At 73.9% G+C, this 18,575-nt stretch carries 18 protein-coding genes and 1 pseudogene; 7 read left to right on the plus strand and 12 right to left on the minus strand.

Annotated features, from left to right (window positions below; translation table 11 throughout):
* The first annotated feature begins 88 nt into the window (after window positions 1-88).
* Both OG715_RS03205 and OG715_RS03210 read left to right on the plus strand, forming a co-directional pair.
* Entirely contained in the window at window positions 89-547 is a 459-nt protein-coding gene (locus tag OG715_RS03205; protein WP_407661087.1) for a TIGR04282 family arsenosugar biosynthesis glycosyltransferase, read from the plus strand.
* Window positions 544-1,218: a methyltransferase domain-containing protein gene (locus tag OG715_RS03210; protein WP_327063952.1), complete on the plus strand. Its 675-nt coding sequence runs from the start codon at window positions 544-546 to the stop codon at window positions 1,216-1,218. Before OG715_RS03205 ends, OG715_RS03210 begins: the two co-directional genes overlap by 4 nt.
* 50 nt (window positions 1,219-1,268) lie before the next feature.
* Here the strand turns inward: OG715_RS03210 and OG715_RS03215 are convergent, their stop codons facing one another.
* Window positions 1,269-2,633 carry a glycosyltransferase family 87 protein gene (locus OG715_RS03215; RefSeq protein ID WP_327063953.1) on the minus strand — a complete coding sequence of 455 codons (1,365 nt, stop codon included), beginning with the start codon at window positions 2,631-2,633 and terminating at the stop codon, window positions 1,269-1,271.
* A gap of 174 nt (window positions 2,634-2,807) precedes the next feature.
* Here OG715_RS03215 and OG715_RS03220 point away from each other — a divergent pair, with 174 nt between their 5' ends.
* Together OG715_RS03220 and OG715_RS03225 are read left to right on the plus strand one after the other, a co-directional pair.
* On the plus strand, window positions 2,808-3,944 hold the full coding sequence (locus OG715_RS03220; protein ID WP_407661088.1) for a molybdopterin-dependent oxidoreductase: 1,137 nt from the start codon (window positions 2,808-2,810) through the stop codon (window positions 3,942-3,944).
* The gene (locus OG715_RS03225; protein ID WP_327063954.1) at window positions 3,941-4,396 is read left to right on the plus strand and encodes a hypothetical protein; all 456 of its coding nucleotides are present in this window, start codon (window positions 3,941-3,943) and stop codon (window positions 4,394-4,396) included. Before OG715_RS03220 ends, OG715_RS03225 begins: the two co-directional genes overlap by 4 nt.
* Here OG715_RS03225 and OG715_RS03230 read toward each other — a convergent pair.
* The 3 genes from OG715_RS03230 to OG715_RS03240 all read right to left on the minus strand — a co-directional run bounded on the left by OG715_RS03230 (window position 4,362) and on the right by OG715_RS03240 (window position 7,107).
* Entirely contained in the window at window positions 4,362-5,219 is an 858-nt protein-coding gene (locus OG715_RS03230; RefSeq protein WP_327063955.1) for an S-methyl-5'-thioadenosine phosphorylase, read from the minus strand. The two genes, OG715_RS03225 and OG715_RS03230, sit on opposite strands and share 35 nt — an antisense overlap.
* 364 nt (window positions 5,220-5,583) lie before the next feature.
* On the minus strand, window positions 5,584-6,798 hold the full coding sequence (locus OG715_RS03235; RefSeq protein WP_327063956.1) for a cytochrome P450: 1,215 nt from the start codon (window positions 6,796-6,798) through the stop codon (window positions 5,584-5,586).
* A 90-nt stretch (window positions 6,799-6,888) separates the two neighbouring features.
* Complete coding sequence (locus OG715_RS03240) at window positions 6,889-7,107, minus strand: ferredoxin (protein WP_327063957.1); 219 nt, start codon at window positions 7,105-7,107, stop codon at window positions 6,889-6,891.
* 637 nt (window positions 7,108-7,744) lie between these two features.
* Between OG715_RS03240 and OG715_RS03245 the strand changes: the two genes are divergently transcribed.
* Window positions 7,745-8,779 carry a hypothetical protein gene (locus OG715_RS03245; RefSeq protein WP_327063958.1) on the plus strand — a complete coding sequence of 345 codons (1,035 nt, stop codon included), beginning with the start codon at window positions 7,745-7,747 and terminating at the stop codon, window positions 8,777-8,779.
* A 188-nt stretch (window positions 8,780-8,967) separates the two neighbouring features.
* Here the strand turns inward: OG715_RS03245 and OG715_RS03250 are convergent, their stop codons facing one another.
* The 7 genes and pseudogenes from OG715_RS03250 to OG715_RS42600 form a co-directional block, all read right to left on the minus strand.
* Complete coding sequence (locus tag OG715_RS03250) at window positions 8,968-9,459, minus strand: hypothetical protein (RefSeq protein WP_327063959.1); 492 nt, start codon at window positions 9,457-9,459, stop codon at window positions 8,968-8,970.
* A gap of 381 nt (window positions 9,460-9,840) precedes the next feature.
* Window positions 9,841-10,727, minus strand: a protein-coding gene (locus OG715_RS03255) for an IS5 family transposase (protein WP_407660941.1) whose coding sequence is annotated in 2 segments (ribosomal slippage) — window positions 9,841-10,373 and window positions 10,373-10,727 — 888 coding nt in all. Because the reading frame shifts where the segments join, the coding sequence is not laid out codon by codon here.
* A 34-nt stretch (window positions 10,728-10,761) separates the two neighbouring features.
* Window positions 10,762-11,559, minus strand: a complete 798-nt coding sequence (locus OG715_RS03260) for an APH(3') family aminoglycoside O-phosphotransferase (RefSeq protein WP_327063960.1) — start codon at window positions 11,557-11,559, stop codon at window positions 10,762-10,764.
* Between the two features lie 181 nt (window positions 11,560-11,740).
* Window positions 11,741-12,247 (minus strand): hypothetical protein, encoded by a 507-nt coding sequence (locus tag OG715_RS03265; RefSeq protein WP_327063961.1) that lies wholly within the window; start codon window positions 12,245-12,247, stop codon window positions 11,741-11,743.
* Window positions 12,244-13,062, minus strand: coding sequence for a cytochrome P450 (locus tag OG715_RS03270; protein WP_327063962.1), 819 nt, complete (start codon window positions 13,060-13,062; stop codon window positions 12,244-12,246). Before OG715_RS03270 ends, OG715_RS03265 begins: the two co-directional genes overlap by 4 nt.
* 396 nt (window positions 13,063-13,458) lie before the next feature.
* Window positions 13,459-14,145, minus strand: a complete 687-nt coding sequence (locus tag OG715_RS03275) for a hypothetical protein (protein ID WP_327063963.1) — start codon at window positions 14,143-14,145, stop codon at window positions 13,459-13,461.
* A gap of 415 nt (window positions 14,146-14,560) precedes the next feature.
* Window positions 14,561-14,671 (minus strand): annotated as a pseudogene (locus OG715_RS42600) (DNA-binding response regulator); the annotation flags it as partial.
* Window positions 14,672-15,000: 329 nt separating this feature from the next.
* On the opposite strand from OG715_RS42600, the gene kdpB reads away from it, so the two are divergent.
* Both kdpB and OG715_RS03290 read left to right on the plus strand, forming a co-directional pair.
* Window positions 15,001-17,235, plus strand: coding sequence for a potassium-transporting ATPase subunit KdpB (gene kdpB / locus OG715_RS03285; protein WP_407660942.1), 2,235 nt, complete (start codon window positions 15,001-15,003; stop codon window positions 17,233-17,235).
* A 97-nt stretch (window positions 17,236-17,332) separates the two neighbouring features.
* A complete protein-coding gene (locus OG715_RS03290) occupies window positions 17,333-17,572 on the plus strand; it encodes a hypothetical protein (RefSeq protein ID WP_327063964.1) in 240 nt (79 codons plus the stop codon).
* A gap of 26 nt (window positions 17,573-17,598) precedes the next feature.
* Here the strand turns inward: OG715_RS03290 and OG715_RS03295 are convergent, their stop codons facing one another.
* On the minus strand, window positions 17,599-18,291 hold the full coding sequence (locus OG715_RS03295; protein ID WP_327063965.1) for a DUF998 domain-containing protein: 693 nt from the start codon (window positions 18,289-18,291) through the stop codon (window positions 17,599-17,601).
* Window positions 18,292-18,575 lie beyond the last annotated feature (284 nt).

Genomic DNA, 18,575 nt, shown 5'->3' on the forward strand with positions numbered 1-18,575 from the left:
CCTGCACACCCTGGCGACCGTACCGGCCGGGCGGCGCCTGCTGGTCCTGGACGGCGAACCGGGCCGCTGGCTGCCGCCGGGGTGGCAGGTGGTTCCGCAGAGCGGCGGCGGCCTGGACGCCCGGTTGGCGGCGGCCTTCGGCCACGCGGCCCGGCTCGCCCCGCACGCGCCCGCGCTGCTGGTCGGCATGGACACCCCGCAGGTGGGCGCGGCCACCCTGGCCGAGCCGCTCTCACCGGTGCGCCGGGCCGGGGCCGACGCCTGGTACGGGCCCGCGTCCGACGGCGGCTTCTGGGCCCTCGGCCTGGCCCGGCCGACCGAGGACCTCGCCCGCCGGCTCCTCCTGGGCGTGCCGATGTCGGCCCCGGACACCGGGCAGTTGCTCCTCGACCGGCTCGCGGCGGCCGGCCTGGTGGTCCGCCGGCTGCCCGAGGCCACCGACGTCGACACCGTCGAGGACGCCCGGCTGGTCGCCGCCCAGGCACCGGACAGCCGGTTCGCCGCCCGCCTGCGCTCGTTCCCGGTCGCCCCCGAGGTGGCGGGTTGAGCGGCACCGCGACGGCCTGGATCGACGACCCGTTCGCCGACGCCGTCCGCACCGGACACGGTCCGCTGTGGCTGCGGCACGACGACGGCCACCGGATCCCGCTGGACATCGAGCGCTGGTGCGCGCCCGCCGACGGCGGTGACCACAGCCTGCTGCTGCGCTGCTTCGACCTGTCCGCGCCGGTCGTGGACCTCGGCTGCGGGCCCGGCCGACTGGTCGCCGCGCTGCTCGCCCTCGGGGTCCCGGCACTCGGCGTCGACGTCACACCGGCGGCCGTCAGCCGCACCCTGGGCCTCGGCGGGGCGGCGCTCTGCCGGTCGGTGTTCGACCGGCTGCCGGCCGAGGGCCGCTGGGGCGCGGCCCTGCTGGCGGACGGCAACCTCGGCATCGGCGGGAACCCGCAGGCCCTGCTGCGGCGGGCCGCCGAGCTGATCGCGCCGGACGGGCTGCTGCTGGTGGAGGTGGAACCGCAGGAGGTCGACGAGCGCGTCACCGTCCGGGTCGAGGGCCCGGACGGCCGGCTCGGGCCGCCGTTCGCCTGGGCGCGCCTCGGCGCCGGGGCCGCCGTCCGGCGGGCCCGCGCCGCCGGGCTGGTCGAGGCGGAACGGTGGACCTCCCACGGCCGGCGCTTCCTCGCCCTGCGCAGGTCCGCCGCCGCACCCGCCGGCTGAGGCCGTCCGCCGTACCGGTGGGCCGACGGGCCGGGGTCCGCGCCGCCCCGTCAGACTCTCGTCGCTTCCGGCCGCCCACCGCCGCGGCTCCCCTCCGCCACGACTGCCCGGCCCCCGAACCGCTGCCGCAGCAGCGGGACCAGGAGGACGACGCACAGCGCCGTCCCGTAGGAGAGCTGCTGCGCGCCCTGCCCCCCGGTCAGGTAGAGCGCCTGCCCGGCGGCCGGGACGGCCAGCCACTCCCAGCGGCCGTCGAGGGTGACCAGTGCGACCACCAGCAGCCCGTACCAGGGGTAGCCGGGCGCGACCAGCAGCAGCGCCGTGCCCGTCACCAGCAGCGCGCCCTCCCAGGGCCGCTCCCGGTCGCCCCGGCGGAGCACCCGGACCACCACGACCGCCAGCACCAGCCCCGCCGCCCACGGTGCGAGGCGGTCCGGCAGGACCAGGCGCAGCAGCCCGAACCGGTCGATGTGCCCCTGCTCGTAGCCCTCCTCCCGCAGGTAGCCCGGCAGGTAGCCCAGGACGGAGGTGCCCGAGGCGGCGACGTACGGCAGGTAGGAGAGGGCGAACACTCCGAGCGCGGAGCCGAGGAGCAGGACGTCGCCGCGGGTCGGGCGGCGGGCCAGCAGGCCGGACAGCGCCCCGGGGAGGGCGAGGGCCGGCAGCAGTTTGGTGGCGACGGCGCCGCCGAGGAGGAGTCCGCCGCAGACCGCTCGGCCCCGGGCCGCGCAGCCGAGCCCGGCGACCGTGAGCAGCGCGCCGAGCGTGTCCACGTGCGCGTCGTTGACCGCCCACACGGTCACGCCGGGGAACCACCCCCACAGCGCGGCGCGCCATCGCGCCCGCCCCGTGCCCAGCAGGAGCCCGGTGGTCGCCACCGCCAGCAGCGCCCCGGCGGCCTGGACGCCGCGCACCCCGCCCCCGAAGGGGTGCAGCGCGAGGAACCAGGCCTGCGCCACGGGCGGGTAGACGGTGTGCACGGCCGGCCGGTTGATGCGGGTGCAGTCCCCGGCCGCGGTCCGTCGCTCGTCCCAGCCGGAGCAGCCGTCGCCCGTCGGGAAGAGCCCGGGATCGCGCAGCCGGGTGAGCGGCGGGTCGTCCGGGGTGTGCGCGTAGGGCGAGATCCCGGCAGCCTGGACGCGCCCGTCCCAGACGTAGCGGTAGGCGTCGTCGCTGGTCCGCGGCGGGGCCAGGAGCCCGACGGCGGCCACCGCGACGCTGCCCGCCAGGACCAGCGGCACGGCCTGCCGTCCGGGCACCCGGCGCAGCAGCAGTACCGCGAGGGCGAAGAGCGCGACGTCGAGCAGGTACCAGCCGTGGCGTGGGAGGGCGCCGCCCTCGGTGACGGTCAGCGCCAGGGCGGTGACCAGAGCGGCAAGGGCGAGGAGGCAGGGCAGCACGGTACGGGGGATCACGTCGGCCACCCTTCCACCGGCGGGGCCCGGCGGGCCCGGCGGCGAGGCCGCCGTTCGGATTCCGTAAGCACGTCGGAGCACCGGTGGGACCCGTCCGGGCGCTTCGATGGACGCGTGGAATCCGAACCCGCCGACTCCGGCACTCCGGCCGCCCGCCGCCGCTACGACCCGCCGCTGCCCGCTCCCCCGTCGTTCCTGCGGCGCGGGCCGTTCCGCGAGGGCGCGTTCACCTCGCCGCTGCACGAGCCGCGGACCGTGGTCGTCGTGGGACGGTGGCTGGGCGCGGCCCTGCTGCTGTGCTTCCTGACCGGCCTCACCAGCCATCTGCTCCAGGACCCGCCCGCCTGGCTCGCCCCCCACCTGCCCGCCCGCCCGGTGAACGGCTACCGCGTCACCCAGGGCCTGCACGTGATCGGCGGTCTGGCCGCGATCCCGCTGGCCGGCGCGAAGCTGTGGGCGGTCTACCCCCGGCTGTTCGAGTGGCCCCCGGCGCGCAGTGTGCTGCACGCCCTGGAGCGGCTCGGCATCGCCGTCCTGGTCGCGGCCGTCCTGCTGGAGCTGTTCACCGGCCTGCTGAACACCCTGCAGTGGTACCCGTGGCCGTTCCCGTTCCGGCAGACGCACTTCTGGCTGGGCTGGCTGGCCACCGGCGGGCTGCTGGTCCACCTCGCGGTCAAGGCGCCGCTGATCGCGGCGAACTGGTGGCGCCGCGCGGCGCCCGTCCTGGCCGAACGCCGGGCGTTCCTCGCCTCGGTGTTCGCCGCGACCGGCGCGGTCACCCTGGTCACGGCCGGGCAGACGGTGCCCTGGCTGCGCGCCCTGGACCTGCTGGCGCCGCGCCGCCCGGACCTCGGCGCCCAGGGCCTGCCGGTGAACCGCACCGCCGCCCAGGCCGGCACGCTCACGGTGCCGGCCGGCTGGCGCCTGGTGGTCGACGGGCCCAGGCCGTACGAGATCGGCCTCGCCGAGCTCGGCGAACTCCCCCAGTACGAGGTGGAGCTGCCGATCGCGTGCGTGGAGGGCTGGAGCGCCACCGCCCGGTGGGGCGGGGTCCGGGTCCGCGATCTGCTGGCGCGGGCCGGAGCCCCGGCCGGAACCTCCGCCCGGGTCACCTCGCTGGAGGCCGAGGGGCCCTACCGGGTGATGGAGATGCCCGCGCGGTACGCGGACGATCCGCTCAGTCTGCTGGCCCTGCGGGTCGACGGCGAGGTGCTGACGGCGGACCACGGGTTCCCGGCGCGGATCATGGCGCCGAACCGGCCCGGCGTCCTGCAGACCAAGTGGGTCGCCCGGATCGAGGTGGTCGCATGACCGCCGCGGTCCGCGGTCTGCTGCTGTCGGCCGGCCTCGCCCTGATCGGCTACGGCCTGTACGGGCTGCTGGGCGACCCGTACCTCACCGACCCGGTGGACGTCCTGGTCTGGGGGTCCGGGGGGCTGGTGCTCCACGACGGCCTGTGGGTGCCGCTGTTGTGCCTGCTGGGCGCGTTCCTGGTGCGCGGGCCGGTGCTGCGCGGCGGGCCGGTGCTGCGCGGCGGGCCGGTGGTCGCGGCGGCCGTCACCGCCGTCGGCCTGCCGGCCGTGCTGCGCGCCGGGGACGACGGCGGCAACCCGTCCGTGCTGCCGCTGCCGTACCTGCGCAACTGGCTGCTGGTGCTGGCCGCCACCGCCGGACTCGCGCTGCTGGTCACGCTGGTCGGACGGTGGCGGCGGCGGCGGAATCCGGACGTCAGGCGCCGGGCACCCCGGGGAGACCGGTCGTGAGGCCGTCCAGGGCGTGCGGGCACGGGCAGTCGCGCACCACCGGGAGGCGCTCGACGGCCTTGAACAGCACGGTGCGCAGCCGGTCGACGTTGCGGGCGAACTCCTTCAGCACCTCGCCGTGGGTGACGCCCGCACCGCTCTCCACGCCCGCGTCGAGGTCGGTGACCAGGGCCACCGAGCTGTAGCAGAGCCCGAGTTCACGGGCGAGCACGGCCTCCGGGTGCCCGGTCATGCCGACCACCGACCAGCCGTTGGCGGTGAACCAGCGGGACTCGGCGCGGGTGGAGAAGCGCGGGCCCTCGATCACCACCAGCGTGCCGCCGTCGACCGGCTCCCAGGCCGCCTCCCGGGCGGCCTCCATCGCCGCGTGCCGCCCGGCCGGGCAGTACGGGTCGGCCGTCGACACGTGCACCACCTCGGGCACCGTGCCGTCCGGCAGCGGCAGACCGTCGTAGTAGGTCTGCGGGCGCCCCGAGGTCCGGTCCACGAACTGGTCGGGCACCAGCAGAGTGCCCGGCCCGTACTCCGGCCGCAGTCCGCCGACCGCGCAGGGCGCCAGCACCTGGCGCACGCCCAGGGTGTGCAGCGCCCACAGGTTCGCCCGGTAGTTGATCCGGTGCGGGGGGATCCGGTGGCCCCGTCCGTGCCGCGGCAGGAACGCGACCCGGCGGCCGGCCACCTCGCCCACGAACAGCGCGTCGCTCGGCTCGCCGTAGGGGGTCTCCACCCGGAGCTCGGTCACGTCGTCCAGCAGCTCGTAGAGCCCGGATCCGCCGATCACGCCCACCTCGGCGCTGGGCAGGACGTCCTGGTCGACCGTCATCGCGGTCCGCCTCTCTCCTCGGGAACAGCCTCCGGGCCACTGTAGGAACGGACCGCGCCGGATCCGGGCCGCCGATCCTTACGAATCGCGAACGTCCCCCGTGTGCTCGTTCCGGTGACGACGAGGCCGCGAGGGGCACCGGGCCCGGTGGCACCGGCTCCGGCAGGGCGGCGCCGCCCTGTGCACGCCCCTCGCCGACGACCGCGGCAAGACCATCCGCGGTGCACGGCGCGGCCGTCGGGGGTGGAGTCGGCCGCCCACCGGTCGGCCTGCTGTCGGTCATCGTCCTGACTGGACCGGCCCACCCCTCCACGCCTGCGCGCAGGCGTGGAGGGGCGGGCCGGGCAGGTCAGGAGGACCCCGCTCACCAGGTCACGGGCAGTGACCGCATCCCGTAGATGAACGACTCGGTACGGAACTCGCGCTCGCCGGCCGGCCGCAGCCCCGGCAGCCGGCGGAACAGCGTCTCCAGGGCGATCTGGAGTTCGGCGCGGGCCAGCGGCTGGCCCAGGCACTGGTGCACGCCGAAGCCGAACGCCAGTTGCCGCCGGGCGTCCCGGTACAGGTCGAGCTCGTCCGTCGCCCGGTGGCCGGCGCCGCCGAAGACCTGCTCGTCCCGGTTGGCGGTGGAGAGCATCGCCATCACGCCCTCCCCGGCCCGGACGGTGACGCCGCCCAGCTCCACGTCCTCCAGCGCCACCCGGGGCAGGCCGGTGTGCACGATGGTCAGCAGCCGCAACAGCTCCTCCACCGCGCCCGGCAGGGTGGCCGGGTCGGCCAGGCCGGGGATCTGCTCGGGGTGCTCCAGCAGCAGCGCGGTCGACAGCGCGATCATGTTCGCGGTCGTCTCGTGCCCGGCGACCAGCAGCAGCACGCCCATGGCGGCCGCGTCCTCCGGGGTCAGGTCGTCCCGCGCCGCGAGCCGGCTGAGGACGTCGTCCTCCGGCTGTGCGCGCTTGCGGGTCGTCAGGTCGCGCAGGTAGGCCAGGACCCCCTCCTGGGCCTCCCGGAGCTGCTCCACGGTGCTCTCCCGGCTGAGCATCGTGCGGCTCAGGCTCTGGAAGCGGTCGTGGTCCTCGTACGGCACGCCGAGCAGCAGGCAGATCACCAGCGAGGGCACCGGCAGCGCGAAGTCGGTGACCAGGTCGGCCGTGGTCCGGCCTGCGGTCATCCGGTCCAGTGCCCCGTCCACGATCCGCTGGATCTCCGGGCGCAGCTCCTCCACCCGCTTGACCAGGAACTCCCCGGTGAGCATGCGGCGCTGGCGGGCGTGCTCGGGGTCGTCGAGCCGCAGGAAGTCCGGATTGTCGGTGATCAGCCCGCGAGCGCCGGCGACCAGCAGCGGGAAGGACGGGTGGCGGATGTCGGCACTGAACCGGCGGTCGGACAGCACGGTGCGGACCTCGGCGAAGCCGGTGACCAGCCAGCAGAGGTCGCCGTCGGGCAGCTCGGCCCTGGTCACCGGCCCGGTGGCGGCGGCCTCGGGGTACGCGGGCGGCGGGCCGAACGGGCAGCCGCCGGAGTGCGGGGCCGGCAGCGGGAGGACGGGGGTGGTGGGTGCGGTGGGTGCGGTGGTCAAGGCGGGGATCTCCTCACGTCGCGGGTGTTCTCGTCGGGTTCGGGGGCAGGGAGGCTCCCGGCGGCCGGCGGGGCCGGCGGCGGGGGTCCGTCAGGCCCCGGTCCGCTCGGGCTCGTTCCCGGTGACGGTGATCGCCCGGCCCGGGCAGAGCTCGGCGGCGAGTACGACGTCGTCGAACTGCTCCGGCAGCACGACGGTCCGACGGAGCATCACAAGGCTGTCCCGGTCGTCCTGGCCGAAGACCGCGGGGGCGTTCGTCACGCACATGCCGGAGCTGCAGCAGCGGTCCCGGTCAACGCTCACCTGCATGTATCGAGCACCTTTCGCCAGGGCGGCGCCGACTGCCCGGCGGCCGCCTCTCGTTGTCACGGTCAACCTAGCCATAGCTGGTCCGTTCACGGAGGGGTACGGTGGCCGGATCGAGAATGGCTGATTCGACCCCTGTGCGTGAACCCCCGTCGGGGCGCTGTGCGTTTCAACCCGCGGTAGTTCGCCGGACGGGCCGGCGGACCCGGCCGCGCGGACGGCCTCACGCCTTCGGGTGGCCAACTCCCCTACAGAGGAGGCAGTATCGGCCTCGACGGCGCTCCTGTCCGGCCGGTGGCGCACCACCCGGGCGAACCGCACGGGCCGGCCCGGCGGGGCCGTGGGGGCCGCACCGGACGCTGTCGAAGGCGACGTCGACGACCGGTTCCGGCCGGATCACCCTCGGCACGGAGCGGACCTACGACGTCGAGGTCGGGAATTCGGTGTGTTCCGAACCCCAGATCGGGTGGCACGGCATTCGACGACGCTGCGGAGCCGGTAGGTGTCGCGGTTCCCGTTTTGTTCGAACGCGGTGCGCGGGTAGTCACGGGACGGATCCCCGGAACCGTCGTCCGGGTTCCCGGGGCGGACGGGCTCGCCCGTCCGGCCCATGGCCTTTGACGAACAGCGAGGACACTGCGTGGACCCGACCGTCCGCCCCCTGCTCCGGCATCCTCGACCACCCGGCGTCGACACCCTGCGCCACACCGCACAGCGCGGTCTCGACGCGATCCCCGATCCGCGCCACCGCGCGATGATCGCGAGCGTCCTGGCCTCCGGCCTGGTCGAGCAGATGATCGCCCGCACCGATTCCTTCACCGTGCCGCCCGCCGACCTCGCCCAGGCCGCCGCCGACGCCGATCTGCTCACCGCCGAACTGGCGGCCTTCGGCGTCGACCTCCCGGCCGCCACGGTCCGCAACATCACGCAGATGCGCGCCCTGATGGTGCCGATCGCCGACGACGCACTGGCCCTCGCCGTCGACCGAATCTGGGTGTTCTCCACCAACGCCGACGACGTGTGCTGCCACGATCCGGACGAGGCGGCGGCCATGCTGCGCGCCGGCCTGCTGCCCGAGGCGCTCCCGGCCTCGCCGAACACCCGCTACGTCCGGCACATGTTCCACGAGATCGCGCCGTTCTGCGAGCCGACCTTCCTCGCCGTCTTCAAGACGTTCTTCCACAACGCGCTCACCGGCGTGCTGATGGAGGCGGAGTTCGATCCGGAGGCGTCCGACGGGGTGGACAGCGACTACGTCCGCGTCTTCAACGGGTTCTCCCAATTCTGGTTCGTCACGCTGCAGTTCACCAACCCCTGCCTGGCCGCCCGTCGAAACCGGGCGTTCTGGGCGGCGGCGATGAGCTCCTGCGTCGCGTTCCTCAACGATCTCAACGACGTGCTGTCCTGCTACAAGGAGGCCGTGCACGGCGCGGACTTCGCCGTCAGCCGGCTGTACCGGCAGGCAGTGCGCGAGGACATCCCCTACCTCACCGCCTACCGCCGCACCCTCGACGGCGGCCTGGCCGCCCACCGCCGGATCACGGGCCTCGCCACGGAGGAGCAACGCCCTCACCTCGACCGGTACATGACCGGCTACGCCTACTGGCACCTGCACTGCCGCCGCTACCGCTGGCAGGACGTCCACCCCGACCTCCTCCCGCTCGACGGAGCGTGACCGCCCCACGCCCGTTGCCTGCCGTACCGGAATGTCGGCGGGGTGCAGCGAGTGCGTGGGGGTGGAGGCGGCAGGCGCCTTCGGGTGTTCGCGCCTGGCGCGGTGCCCGGCGGATTCCCCGCCGGGCACCGCGCCGCCCGAGTCCCGCGGTCTGTGTCGGCGGGGTACGGGGAGCGGCCGGAGAACCGTCAGAGAGCGGTCGCTGCGGGCTCCTCGGACCCGGGCACGACCTTGCCGCCACCGGCAATCGGGGGCCCGTCGACGTACCAGTTGTTCCAGTTCCCGCTCTGGCTGCGGTCCCGGGACCACATGTGGTTGTAGTCGCTGCCGCGCGAGGTGATGGTGAAGGCGCCGCCGAGGGTCTGGCGGGTGATCACGACCTTGCTCGTGAAGTAGCCGCCCAGGGAGGTCCAACTGCTGAGCTTGTGGGAACCGCCGCTCGTCCAGCGCGTCCACACGGCGTTGTCGGTGCCGATCACGAAGATCTCGCTGTTTCCGTCCTGGAAGCCGAAGTAGGTGACGCCGTCACGGAAGTCGCCGCCGCACAGGAAGCTGCCGCCGAACTGCTTGTCGGTGCAGCGCGCGGGGATGTTGATGTCACCCGCCGAGGCGGGAGCCGCGCTCAGGCCGATTCCGGCGAGGGCGGCGAGGGCCGCGACGGCGGCCTTGGTCTTGTTCATGTCTGCTCCTGATCGGTCGGGGCGGGGCCTCGTCGACCTCCCGGTGGTGCCGGGGCGGCGACCCGTCGGGCGGCCGCCCGACGGACCCTCACCGGTAGCAACGGGAGCGGAGGTCGATCGAGTTCATCCCCCCGCTCCGGCCGGGGCCGAGGAGTCGGCCCGCACCCGCCCGACCACCGGCGTCCGCACCACCTGGGCCCGCCCGACGGGCCGGCCGGGTGACCGGCGGCGTCACCACCGCCGAGCAACCCCGAGCGACCCCGAGCACCCCCGAGCGAACCATTGGCACCCCGAGCACGGCCCGGAAGAACCGGAACAGCCGGGCGGACTCGAATGACCACGAAGAACTAGGCCGTGTCTCGTAATTGATCTTGGCGGGGATCATTGCTCCTCGGCTCGCAGCCACAGGATCAGTGAGGCGAGGACGACGCCCGCTCGGTAGCGGTTGGCCAGTTTGTCGAACCTGGTTGCCACTGCCCGGAACTGCTTCAGCTTGGCGAAGCACCGCTCGACCACGTTCCGCCCCTTGTAGGCGGCCTTGTCGAAGGCTGGTGGGCGCCCGCCGCGGCTTGCGCGGCGGGCGCGACCGGCGATCTGGTCCCGTCGTTCGGGGATGGTCGCCTTGATCCGTCGGCGCCGCAGCAGGGCGCGGATCTTCCGGGAGGAGTACGCCTTGTCGGCCACGACCCGGTCGGGCCTGGTCCTCGGCCGCCCGGCCCCGACACGTGGAACGCTGATCGCGTCGAGGACGGCGGGCAGCATCGTGCAGTCGGCCGTGTTGCCCGTGCTCAGCACGATCGACAGCGGCAGGCCCCGGCCGTCGACCGCCAGGTGGATTTTGGTGGTCAGCCCGCCCCGGGACCGGCCGAGCGCCTCGCGGCGCGCAACTGCTGCCGGATCATCCGATTCGTCCTCGGGTTGATCCCCTTTTTGCGGGCCCCAGCCGCGTGCTGGTGGGCCCTCGCGGCGGTGGAATCGATCGAGATGGTCCACTCCACGGTCCCCACCGCGTCGTTGCGGACCTGGACTTCTCGCAGGAGCGCGGCCCACGTGCCGTCCTTCTCCCACTGGGCGAAGCGCCGGTAGACGGTCTGCCACGGGCCGTACCGTTCGGGCAGATCACGCCAGGGGGCACCCGTGCGCAGTCGCCACAGCACACCGTTCACCACCTGGCGGTGATCCCGCCAAGGACGCCCAGCGCCGTCCCGCTGCGGCAGCAACGGCTCTATGCGAGACCACGCAGCGTCCGTTATCTCTCCTCGACCCACCACAAGATCAATTATGAGACACGCCCTAGAACAACTAGAAGAACTCGTCGAGCAGCTGGTAGAAGGCGATTCGGTCGGTCCGGAGCTCCGTCGCCCCGTAGCGCTCCAGGAAGCTCTCCACGCAGTCCGGACCGAACCACGGGTCCTCGACGTGCCGGAGCTCGCGGAGCGCGATCGCCAGGTCGACGTGCCGGTCGGAGCGGCCCAGGCGCCCCACGTCGATCAGCCCGGTCACCGCGAGGGTGTCGGGATCGATCAGGACGTTGTTCGGGCACAGGTCACCGTGGCAGACGACGAGGTCCTCGTCGGCCGGGCAGGTGCGCCGGAGTTCGGCGAGCAGCCGCTGCCCCGACCACCCCTCCCGCTCGTCCTCCAGGTTCTCCAGGTCCACCAGGCCGTGGGCGACGGCCTGTTCGGCGAGCGGGACGGCTGTCGCGAGGCCGCGGTCGAAGGGGCACTTGTCGACGGGGAGTTCGTGCAGCGCCCGGGCGATCCCCGCGATCGCGGCGGCCACCGCCGGGCGCCGGTGGGCCGGCCATTCCTCGGCGGCACTGATGCCGGGGACGGCCTCGGTGACCAGCCAGACCGCGCCGGCGTCCGCGCCGCGGTCGACGATGCGCGGGACCGGGATGCCCTGGTCGGCCAGCCAGGCCAGGCGGTCGGCCTCGGCGGCCAGGTCGAGTGCGGGACTGCCGTCCGACGCCGCCGGGGCGATCTTGGCGTAGAGATTCGAGCGCGGTCCGACGAGCAGGTGCACGAAGGCTCCTGAGTCACCGTCGGTCACCGGCGTCCACTCGTAGGTCGAGTAGCGATGGCGCAACGTGCGGTCCATGGGGTCATCATGCCGCACGGCCGGGCCCTAGAGCATTCCGGCAGCGCGGCACCGGCCGCCTCGAACCGGCGGACCAGTGGTGATCTGCGGACCCGCGCACCACCGCCACAGCGCCCACAAGGCGGAGCGCATCCGGCAGTACGGCGCCATGCAGTTCTCGGCCTGGACCGCCCAGTGGCGGTCAGTGGACGGGCATCTGGAGGTCGTAGTCGCGGAAGTCGACGGCGTACCAGGCGACCGTCTTCGAGGCGATCCTGAACATCTTCTCGTGGACGGGGACGAGCAGCGGGAACTTCTGCTGGATCTCGTACACGGGCCGGTAGAGGTGGGGGCCGAGGGTCGCGACGGGGATGTCCAGCGCCGGGTTGGGTTTGATGTCGAGAACGTCGGCGACGTGGGCGTCCATCATGCGGACCAGGGAGGCGCCGACGGCCCCGGCGCCGGGGAAGACCTTCCGGTCCAGCCAGTCCAGCATGTTGCGGGCCAGCTTGATGCCTTCGTCGGAGGGGGCCCGGTGGTGGGCGGCGGCGTCGGCGAGGATCTGGTTGCACTGGTCGAGGGTGCGCGGGTTGTACTTCTCCTGGATGCCGAGAAGCCGGCCGCCGATCCGGATATGTCCTGACCCTGCGCGTCCGCCGCAGCCGGCCCGTCCGCCGCTTCGGCGCACGATGTCGGCACTGCCGGTCACCAGGTGACCGGCAGTGCGTGGAGACCGTAGACCTCGTTGTTCACCCGGTAGGACACCTCCTCGGCGGGACACGCGAGCGCGAGGCCGGGCAGCCGCCGCAGCAGCGCGGGCAGTGCGATCCGCAGCTCGGCGCGGGCCAGCGGCGCGCCCAGGCAGTGGTGCGGGCCGTGCCCGAACGCCAGGTGCGACACGGGTTTGCGCCCGGTGTCGAAGTGGTCCATCCCGGCGCCGAGCTCCGGGTCGCGGTTGGCCACCGGCAGTTGGCAGACGACCTGGTCACCGGCCTTGATCGGCACGCCGCCCAGTTCGGTGTCGTACCGCGCGGTCCGGGCCAGCGCGGTGCTGGAGACGGACGAGTACCGCAGCAACTCCTCCACGGCGCCGTCGATCACCGGATCCGCCTCGTCGGCGTCGCGCAACCGGGCGGCCTGGTCCGGGTGCGCCAGCAGGGCGAGCACGCCCAGACCGATCGTGTTGGACACCGTGACGTGCCCCGCCAGCAGCAACAGCTCGCAGACACCGACCAGTTCCGCGTCCGACACCGCGTCGCCGTGCTCCCGGACGAGCATGCCGATCATCCCGTCGTCCGGGATGCGCCGCTTCTCCGCCACCAGCGCGGCCGTGTAGGCGCGCGACTCCCGGCCGGCCGCGAGCCGCTCCTCCATCGGCAGCCCGAGATCCAGCGTGGTCCGCGACCAGCGGTGGAACTCCCCCTGATCGGGATCGGGAACGCCGAGCAGCGCGCAGATCACCCCGAGCGGCAGCGGCAGGGCGAAGTCCGCCATCAGGTCCGCTGCGGGACCGCGCGCCTCCATGGCGTCGATGAGCTCGCCGACCCGGGCTCGACCCCGACGGACTGCGGACCGACGGCAGCATCAGCGGGCGACCCGCCGTGGGTGCGGACGTCGGCGTGCTGACGGTCCGGCTGGTCTTCCTGCGGGGCGGGACGAAACAGGCCTACGACATCGCCTTCCCCCTTTCCCCGTCGGCCTGTTGAGGCTCCGGCGCCCGGAGCCTCAACAGGTGTCACACCAGCACGGTCCCGAACGGGTCGGTGCCCGACGTCCCCGGTCCGGTCCCGCTCGACGCGGCCGGGCCGCTGTCGGCGGCCGGGACGACCGGGGTGTCCGTAACGGCACACCACCTCGGCAGCGGCCGAGGTCACCGTGCAGCAGCACGGGGCCCTCGGCCTGTCGTTGAGCGCGCACCCGTCAGGCGAACTCCCGCAGCCTGGGCCGGACTCCGAGTACGGCCAGGACGAGAGCGGCCGCCAGGAGCGCGCCGCCGACGGCAGCCGTCGTGGCGTCGAGGTCGTCGTCGGTGGCGGCCACCGCACGGTCCATCGCCTGCTGGTTGACCGCCTGGACGTCGTCGAGCGCCGTGGCGAGGAGGCCGAAGTCGGCGTTGGACTGGCCGGCGGCGAGGCCGGTGTTGAAGGCGACGGCCTCCTTCAGCCGCCCCTGCGCGTTGAGTTCACGGATCCGGCGGTCGTCCCTCTGGTATGCCTGGAACGCCGAAAGCACCCGGGCCACCCGGCCCTCGTAGCGGCCTAGTTCACCGATCACGGTCTGCACCGCCCGATGCCCCGCCGGATCTCCGACCACCGCCTCCGCGACCCGCTGCAGGTCGGTGTCGGCCCGGACCCGGCTGCGCTCGTACGTGTCCAGGGCCTGCCCGCGCACGGCCGCGAAGTCCGGATCGGCGCCGAAGAGCAGCAGGTTGGCGGCCTGGGCGTCCATGTCGTTGAGCGCGAAGTACAGGTCCGCCGAGCGCACCACCTGCGGCGCGGCGCGGTGGCCGATGGTGTCGGTGCCCTCCCGCGCTCCGCCCAGCACCGTGGCGGTGGCGGCTCCGGCCGCCAGCAGCGCCGTCAGGCAGACGCCGGTGAGGCCGCGCACCAGGCGCGGCGTGTGCCACCACGACCGGTTCAGCCAGCGGTAGGAGGCGAGGCCACTCCCCCGCGAGGTCTCCCATGCGGTCTCCAGTGACGGGGGGCGCGCACCGCGGGTGCCGGACCGGACGGTTCCGGACCCGCCGTCCCCGGCGAGCCCGTTCCCACGACAACCGATCCGCCCGACGTGGCCGTTGGCATCGCCGCGCGCCCCCCTCCCCTGTTTTCACTGGCCGCCGAAACGGCCCCGGAGGAACCGCCGGGGCTGGGATTCGGCACGGTCCGCCGCCCAAGTCGTTGACCCCGGCGGCGAACCGTTTCCTCACCGCTGACGCTACGGCCGGCCGGGAGCACTCCCGGCCGGTCCTGACGCTCCCTTGACGGCTGACCGTGCGGTCTTGACGCACTCTTGGCGCCGCGGCTCAGGGCTGGTAGCGGTAGCCGATCCCGGGCTCGGTGATCAGATGACGCGGCCGGGCCGGGACCGCTTCGAGCTTGCGCCGCACGGCCGCCGGACACACCCGCGGACAGTTGCTGCGACCCTCCGCGTCCGGCCACCCCGACGTGGTGCGCCCCCGGGAGCAACCACGCCAGCCGGGCCCTCGCGGAGGCGGCGGGCTTCCGCGCGGTCCGGCGCGAGGTCGTGTACTGGGCGGGCCCGGCCGTGGCCCCGTGACACCTCGGCGACGGGGTGTCAGGCCGCCGCGTCAGAGTCGCGTCAAGGACGCCTCGCGACCCGCCAAGCGGACGTCAAGACGCGCATGGCGTGCGGAGATCCGGTGCTTCGCTGTCCGGCGTCCACCGTCCCCGACCACGGCCGCCCTGCTCCCCCGGACGGCCTCCGGAAGGCCCCTGAACACCGATGCGCCGTTCGGCTCCCACCTCACCGGACTCCACCACCGACCGGGCCGTACCCCGGCCGGACTGGTTCCGCCGCCCGAAGGGGGCCGGCGCCGAACCGGAACCCCCGCACCGGAACCAGCACCGGCACCCGAGCCACCGACCCGGATCAGGACGGCCAGGACCGGGACGGCCCGGGCGGCGCCGGCTGATCACCGCCCGCCAGCTCCGGGAGGCCCTGCCCGCCGCCGTGCGCAAGCTGCACCCGCGCACCATGGCGAAGAACCCGGTCATGCTGGTGGTCGAGACCGGATCCGCCCTCACCACCCTCACCGCCGTCCTCCACCCGAACGTCTTCGCCTGGATGATCAGCTTCTGGCTCTGGCTCACCGTGCTGTTCGCCAACCTCGCCGAAGCCGTCGCCGAGAGCCGCGGCAAGGCCCAGGCCGATTCCCTGCGCCGGGCGCAGGCGGGCACCACCGCCCGGCGCCTGCTGCACTGGCGGGTCGGCACCCGCGACCACCGCCACGAGAGCATCCCCGCCGAGGAGTTGCTGCTGCACGACATCGTGCTCGTGGCCGCCGGCGAGGTGGTCCCGCGCGACGGCGAGGTGGTCGAGGGCGTCGCGGCCGTCGACGAGTCGGCGATCACCGGCGAGTCCGCGCCCGTGATCCGGGAGTCCGGCGGCGACCGCACCGCCGTGACCGGCGGCACCCGGGTGCTGTCCGACCACCTGGTGGTCCGGATCACCTCCCGGCCCGGGCAGAGCTTCATCGACCGGATGATCGCCCTGGTCGAGGGCGCGAACCGGCAGAAGACGCCGAACGAGATCGCGCTCAACATCCTGCTCGCCTCGCTCACCGTCGTCTTCGTCCTGTCCGTCGTCTCGCTGCAGCCGATGGCGATCTACGCCGGGTCCCCGCAGACGACCGTCGTCCTGGTGGCGCTGATGGTCGCGCTCATCCCGACCACCATCGGCGCGCTGCTCTCCGCGATCGGCATCGCCGGCATGGACCGCCTCGTCCAGCGCAACGTCATCGCCCTGTCCGGCCGGGCCGTGGAAGCGGCCGGCGACGTGGACGTGCTGCTGCTCGACAAGACCGGCACCATCACCCACGGCAACCGCCGCGCCACCGCCCTGCACCCGCTGCCCGGCGCCACCGCCGCACAGCTCGCCGAGGCCGCCCAGCTCGCCTCGCTCGCCGACGGGACACCCGAGGGGCGCTCGGTCGTCGAACTGACGAACCGTCAGTACTGGGTCCCGCCGCGCGCCGAAGGCGAACTGGGCGAGCGCACCGACGTCCCGTTCACCGCGCGCAGCCGGATGAGCGGCGTCGACCTCGCCTGGCCCGACGGCACCGCCTGCCTGATCCGCAAGGGCGCGGCGACCGCCGTCGCCCACTGGGTGGTGCGCTCCGGCGGACGGCTGCCGATGGAGGCCAAGGCGCTGGTCGACCGGATCGCGGGCGCCGGCGGCACCCCGCTGCTCGTCGCCGTGCACGACCGGCACGGCGCCCGCGCGCTCGGCGTGATCGAACTCAAGGACGTGGTCAAGGAGGGCATCGCCGAACGGTTCGCCGAACTGCGCCGGATGGGCATCCGCACCGTCATGGTCACCGGCGACAACCCGCTCACCGCCCGGGCGATCGCGCGGGAAGCCGGAGTCGACGACTACCTCGCCGAGGCCACCCCCGAGGACAAGCTCGCCTGTCTGCGCAAGGAGCAAGCGGCCGGGAACATGGTCGCGATGACCGGCGACGGCACCAACGACGCCCCCGCCCTCGCCCAGGCCGACGTCGGGGTCGCGATGAACACCGGCACCCCGGCCGCCAAGGAGGCCGGCAACATGGTCGACCTCGACTCCGACCCCACCAAGCTGATCGAGATCATCCGGATCGGCAAGCAGCTGCTCATCACCCGCGGCGCGCTCACCACCTTCTCGATCACCAACGACGTCGCCAAGTTCTTCGCGATCATCCCGGCGATGTTCGCCGGTTCCTACCCCGGCCTGCGACACCTCAACATCATGGGCCTGCACAGCCCGACCTCGGCCATCGCCTCGGCGATCGTCTTCAACGCCCTGATCATCGTCGCCCTGATCCCGCTGGCCCTGCGCGGCGTCCGCTACCAGCCCGCCGACGCCACCGACCTGCTCCGCCGCAACCTGCGGGTCTACGGACTCGGCGGGCTCGTCCTCCCGTTCCTCGGCATCAAGGCGATCGACCTGGTCATCCAGTTCCTCCCCGGCCTCGACTGAGGCACGGGCCGGTGACCGTCATGGATCCGCCAGGAACGCGCCCGTCGCCGTCATGGTGCCGTCAGCGGCGGTCCTCGCACGCCGACGGGGGCGCTCCATGGAAGTGGGTTCCCGGCACGGCCGCCTCGGCCGACTGCTGCCCGGCTCCGCCCTCGGCCACCGCCGAACACACGCGACCTGCCCCGCCGTCGCCGCCTCCCCCTCCCAGCTGCTGGAGCGGGTCGCACCAGCGGCCACCCCGACCACCGGCCTTCGGCGGGTGCGGCTCCGGCCGCCCCCACTCGTCATTCGTCAGATCGCCCCGCCCCGTGACCGGAACTACGCTCCGACCGCATGAAGGTCACCTGATCCGTCGGACGGAACCTATCGGCGCGCCAGTCGGACGGTCACCGCCGTGAGGGCGGCGAGGCCGAACGCCGCGCCCGCGGTGAAGGAGAGGACGGAGGCCGCGGACCCGGCGAACCCGGCGAGGACGCCCACCGGGACGAGGCGGCAGGCGATCGTCCAACCCCGCTGCCGCAGGCCGGCGAAGTGGCGGGCCAGGACGAGGAACGCGGCGCACAGGGCGAGGTAGCCGACCATGCCGGCGGCCATGTGGACCGTACCGTGCGTACTCAGTACGGGAGTTGCGGAGTCCGGGGTGCCGGCGGGGAAGCCGGCTCCGGGGTCGGCGGTGAACACCCCGCTGACCAGGAACGAAGCGCCGAACACGCCGAACAGCCAAGGGGCCGCGCGGTGACCGGGGCCCTCGCCCAGCGCGCGCCGCAGCCCGACCGCGCCGGTGATCATGAGGGTTCCGGCGACGAGGAAGCCGGTGACCTGGATCCAGCCCAGGTCGCCGAGGCTGAGCTGGCTGATGGCGTTGCGGGTGAAGTCGAACCCGTCGCGGGTGAAGCCCTGGATCAGCCCCACCCCCAGGAACAGCGGACCCGCGACGGCGGCACAGGCCAGCAGGGCCGGCGTCGTGGCCGCAGGCACGGCCGCACCGGGGGCGGTGGGGACGGGAGTGGTGGGGACGGGAGTGGTGGGGACGGGGGCCTCGATCGCGCGGGTCATGACGTGCCTTCCTCGTGTACCGCACCGCGCCGGGGGCGGGCTCGCGGTGCTGGAATCTCGTTGCAGGTAGGACCGCCGGGGGGCTTCGAACTCATCGGCCGACCGGGAGTGATCCGGGTCACGTGGGGGCGGGGACGTCGACCCCTCCGGCGCCGAGCCTCGGGGCGGACCCCCTGAACTGGGAAGTCTCAGCCCGGCTGGGTCGTATGAAGATCATCTTCACATTGCGGCGGGGCCCCGGTTGTGCGACGCTGACTGCCGCTCGGACGGGGCCGAGCTGCCGG

Origin of the sequence: Kitasatospora purpeofusca (genome assembly GCF_036010405.1) — a bacterium.
GTDB classification, from domain to species: domain Bacteria; phylum Actinomycetota; class Actinomycetes; order Streptomycetales; family Streptomycetaceae; genus Kitasatospora; species Kitasatospora purpeofusca.

Bases quoted from the DNA above. Each gene is read 5' to 3' on its own strand.
- OG715_RS03230 (WP_327063955.1), bottom strand. From the start codon at position 5,219: ATGACGGTCGACCAGGACGTCCTGCCCAGCGCCGAGGTGGGCGTGATC.
- OG715_RS03295 (WP_327063965.1), bottom strand. From the start codon at position 18,291: ATGACCCGCGCGATCGAGGCCCCCGTCCCCACCACTCCCGTCCCCACC.
- OG715_RS03240 (WP_327063957.1), bottom strand. From the start codon at position 7,107: ATGCAGGTGAGCGTTGACCGGGACCGCTGCTGCAGCTCCGGCATGTGC.
- OG715_RS03290 (WP_327063964.1), top strand. From the start codon at position 17,333: ATGGAAGTGGGTTCCCGGCACGGCCGCCTCGGCCGACTGCTGCCCGGC.
- OG715_RS03260 (WP_327063960.1), bottom strand. From the start codon at position 11,559: ATGGACCGCACGTTGCGCCATCGCTACTCGACCTACGAGTGGACGCCG.
- OG715_RS03270 (WP_327063962.1), bottom strand. From the start codon at position 13,062: ATGGAGGCGCGCGGTCCCGCAGCGGACCTGATGGCGGACTTCGCCCTG.
- OG715_RS03250 (WP_327063959.1), bottom strand. From the start codon at position 9,459: ATGAACAAGACCAAGGCCGCCGTCGCGGCCCTCGCCGCCCTCGCCGGA.
- kdpB (WP_407660942.1), top strand. From the start codon at position 15,001: ATGCGCCGTTCGGCTCCCACCTCACCGGACTCCACCACCGACCGGGCC.
- OG715_RS03225 (WP_327063954.1), top strand. From the start codon at position 3,941: ATGACCGCCGCGGTCCGCGGTCTGCTGCTGTCGGCCGGCCTCGCCCTG.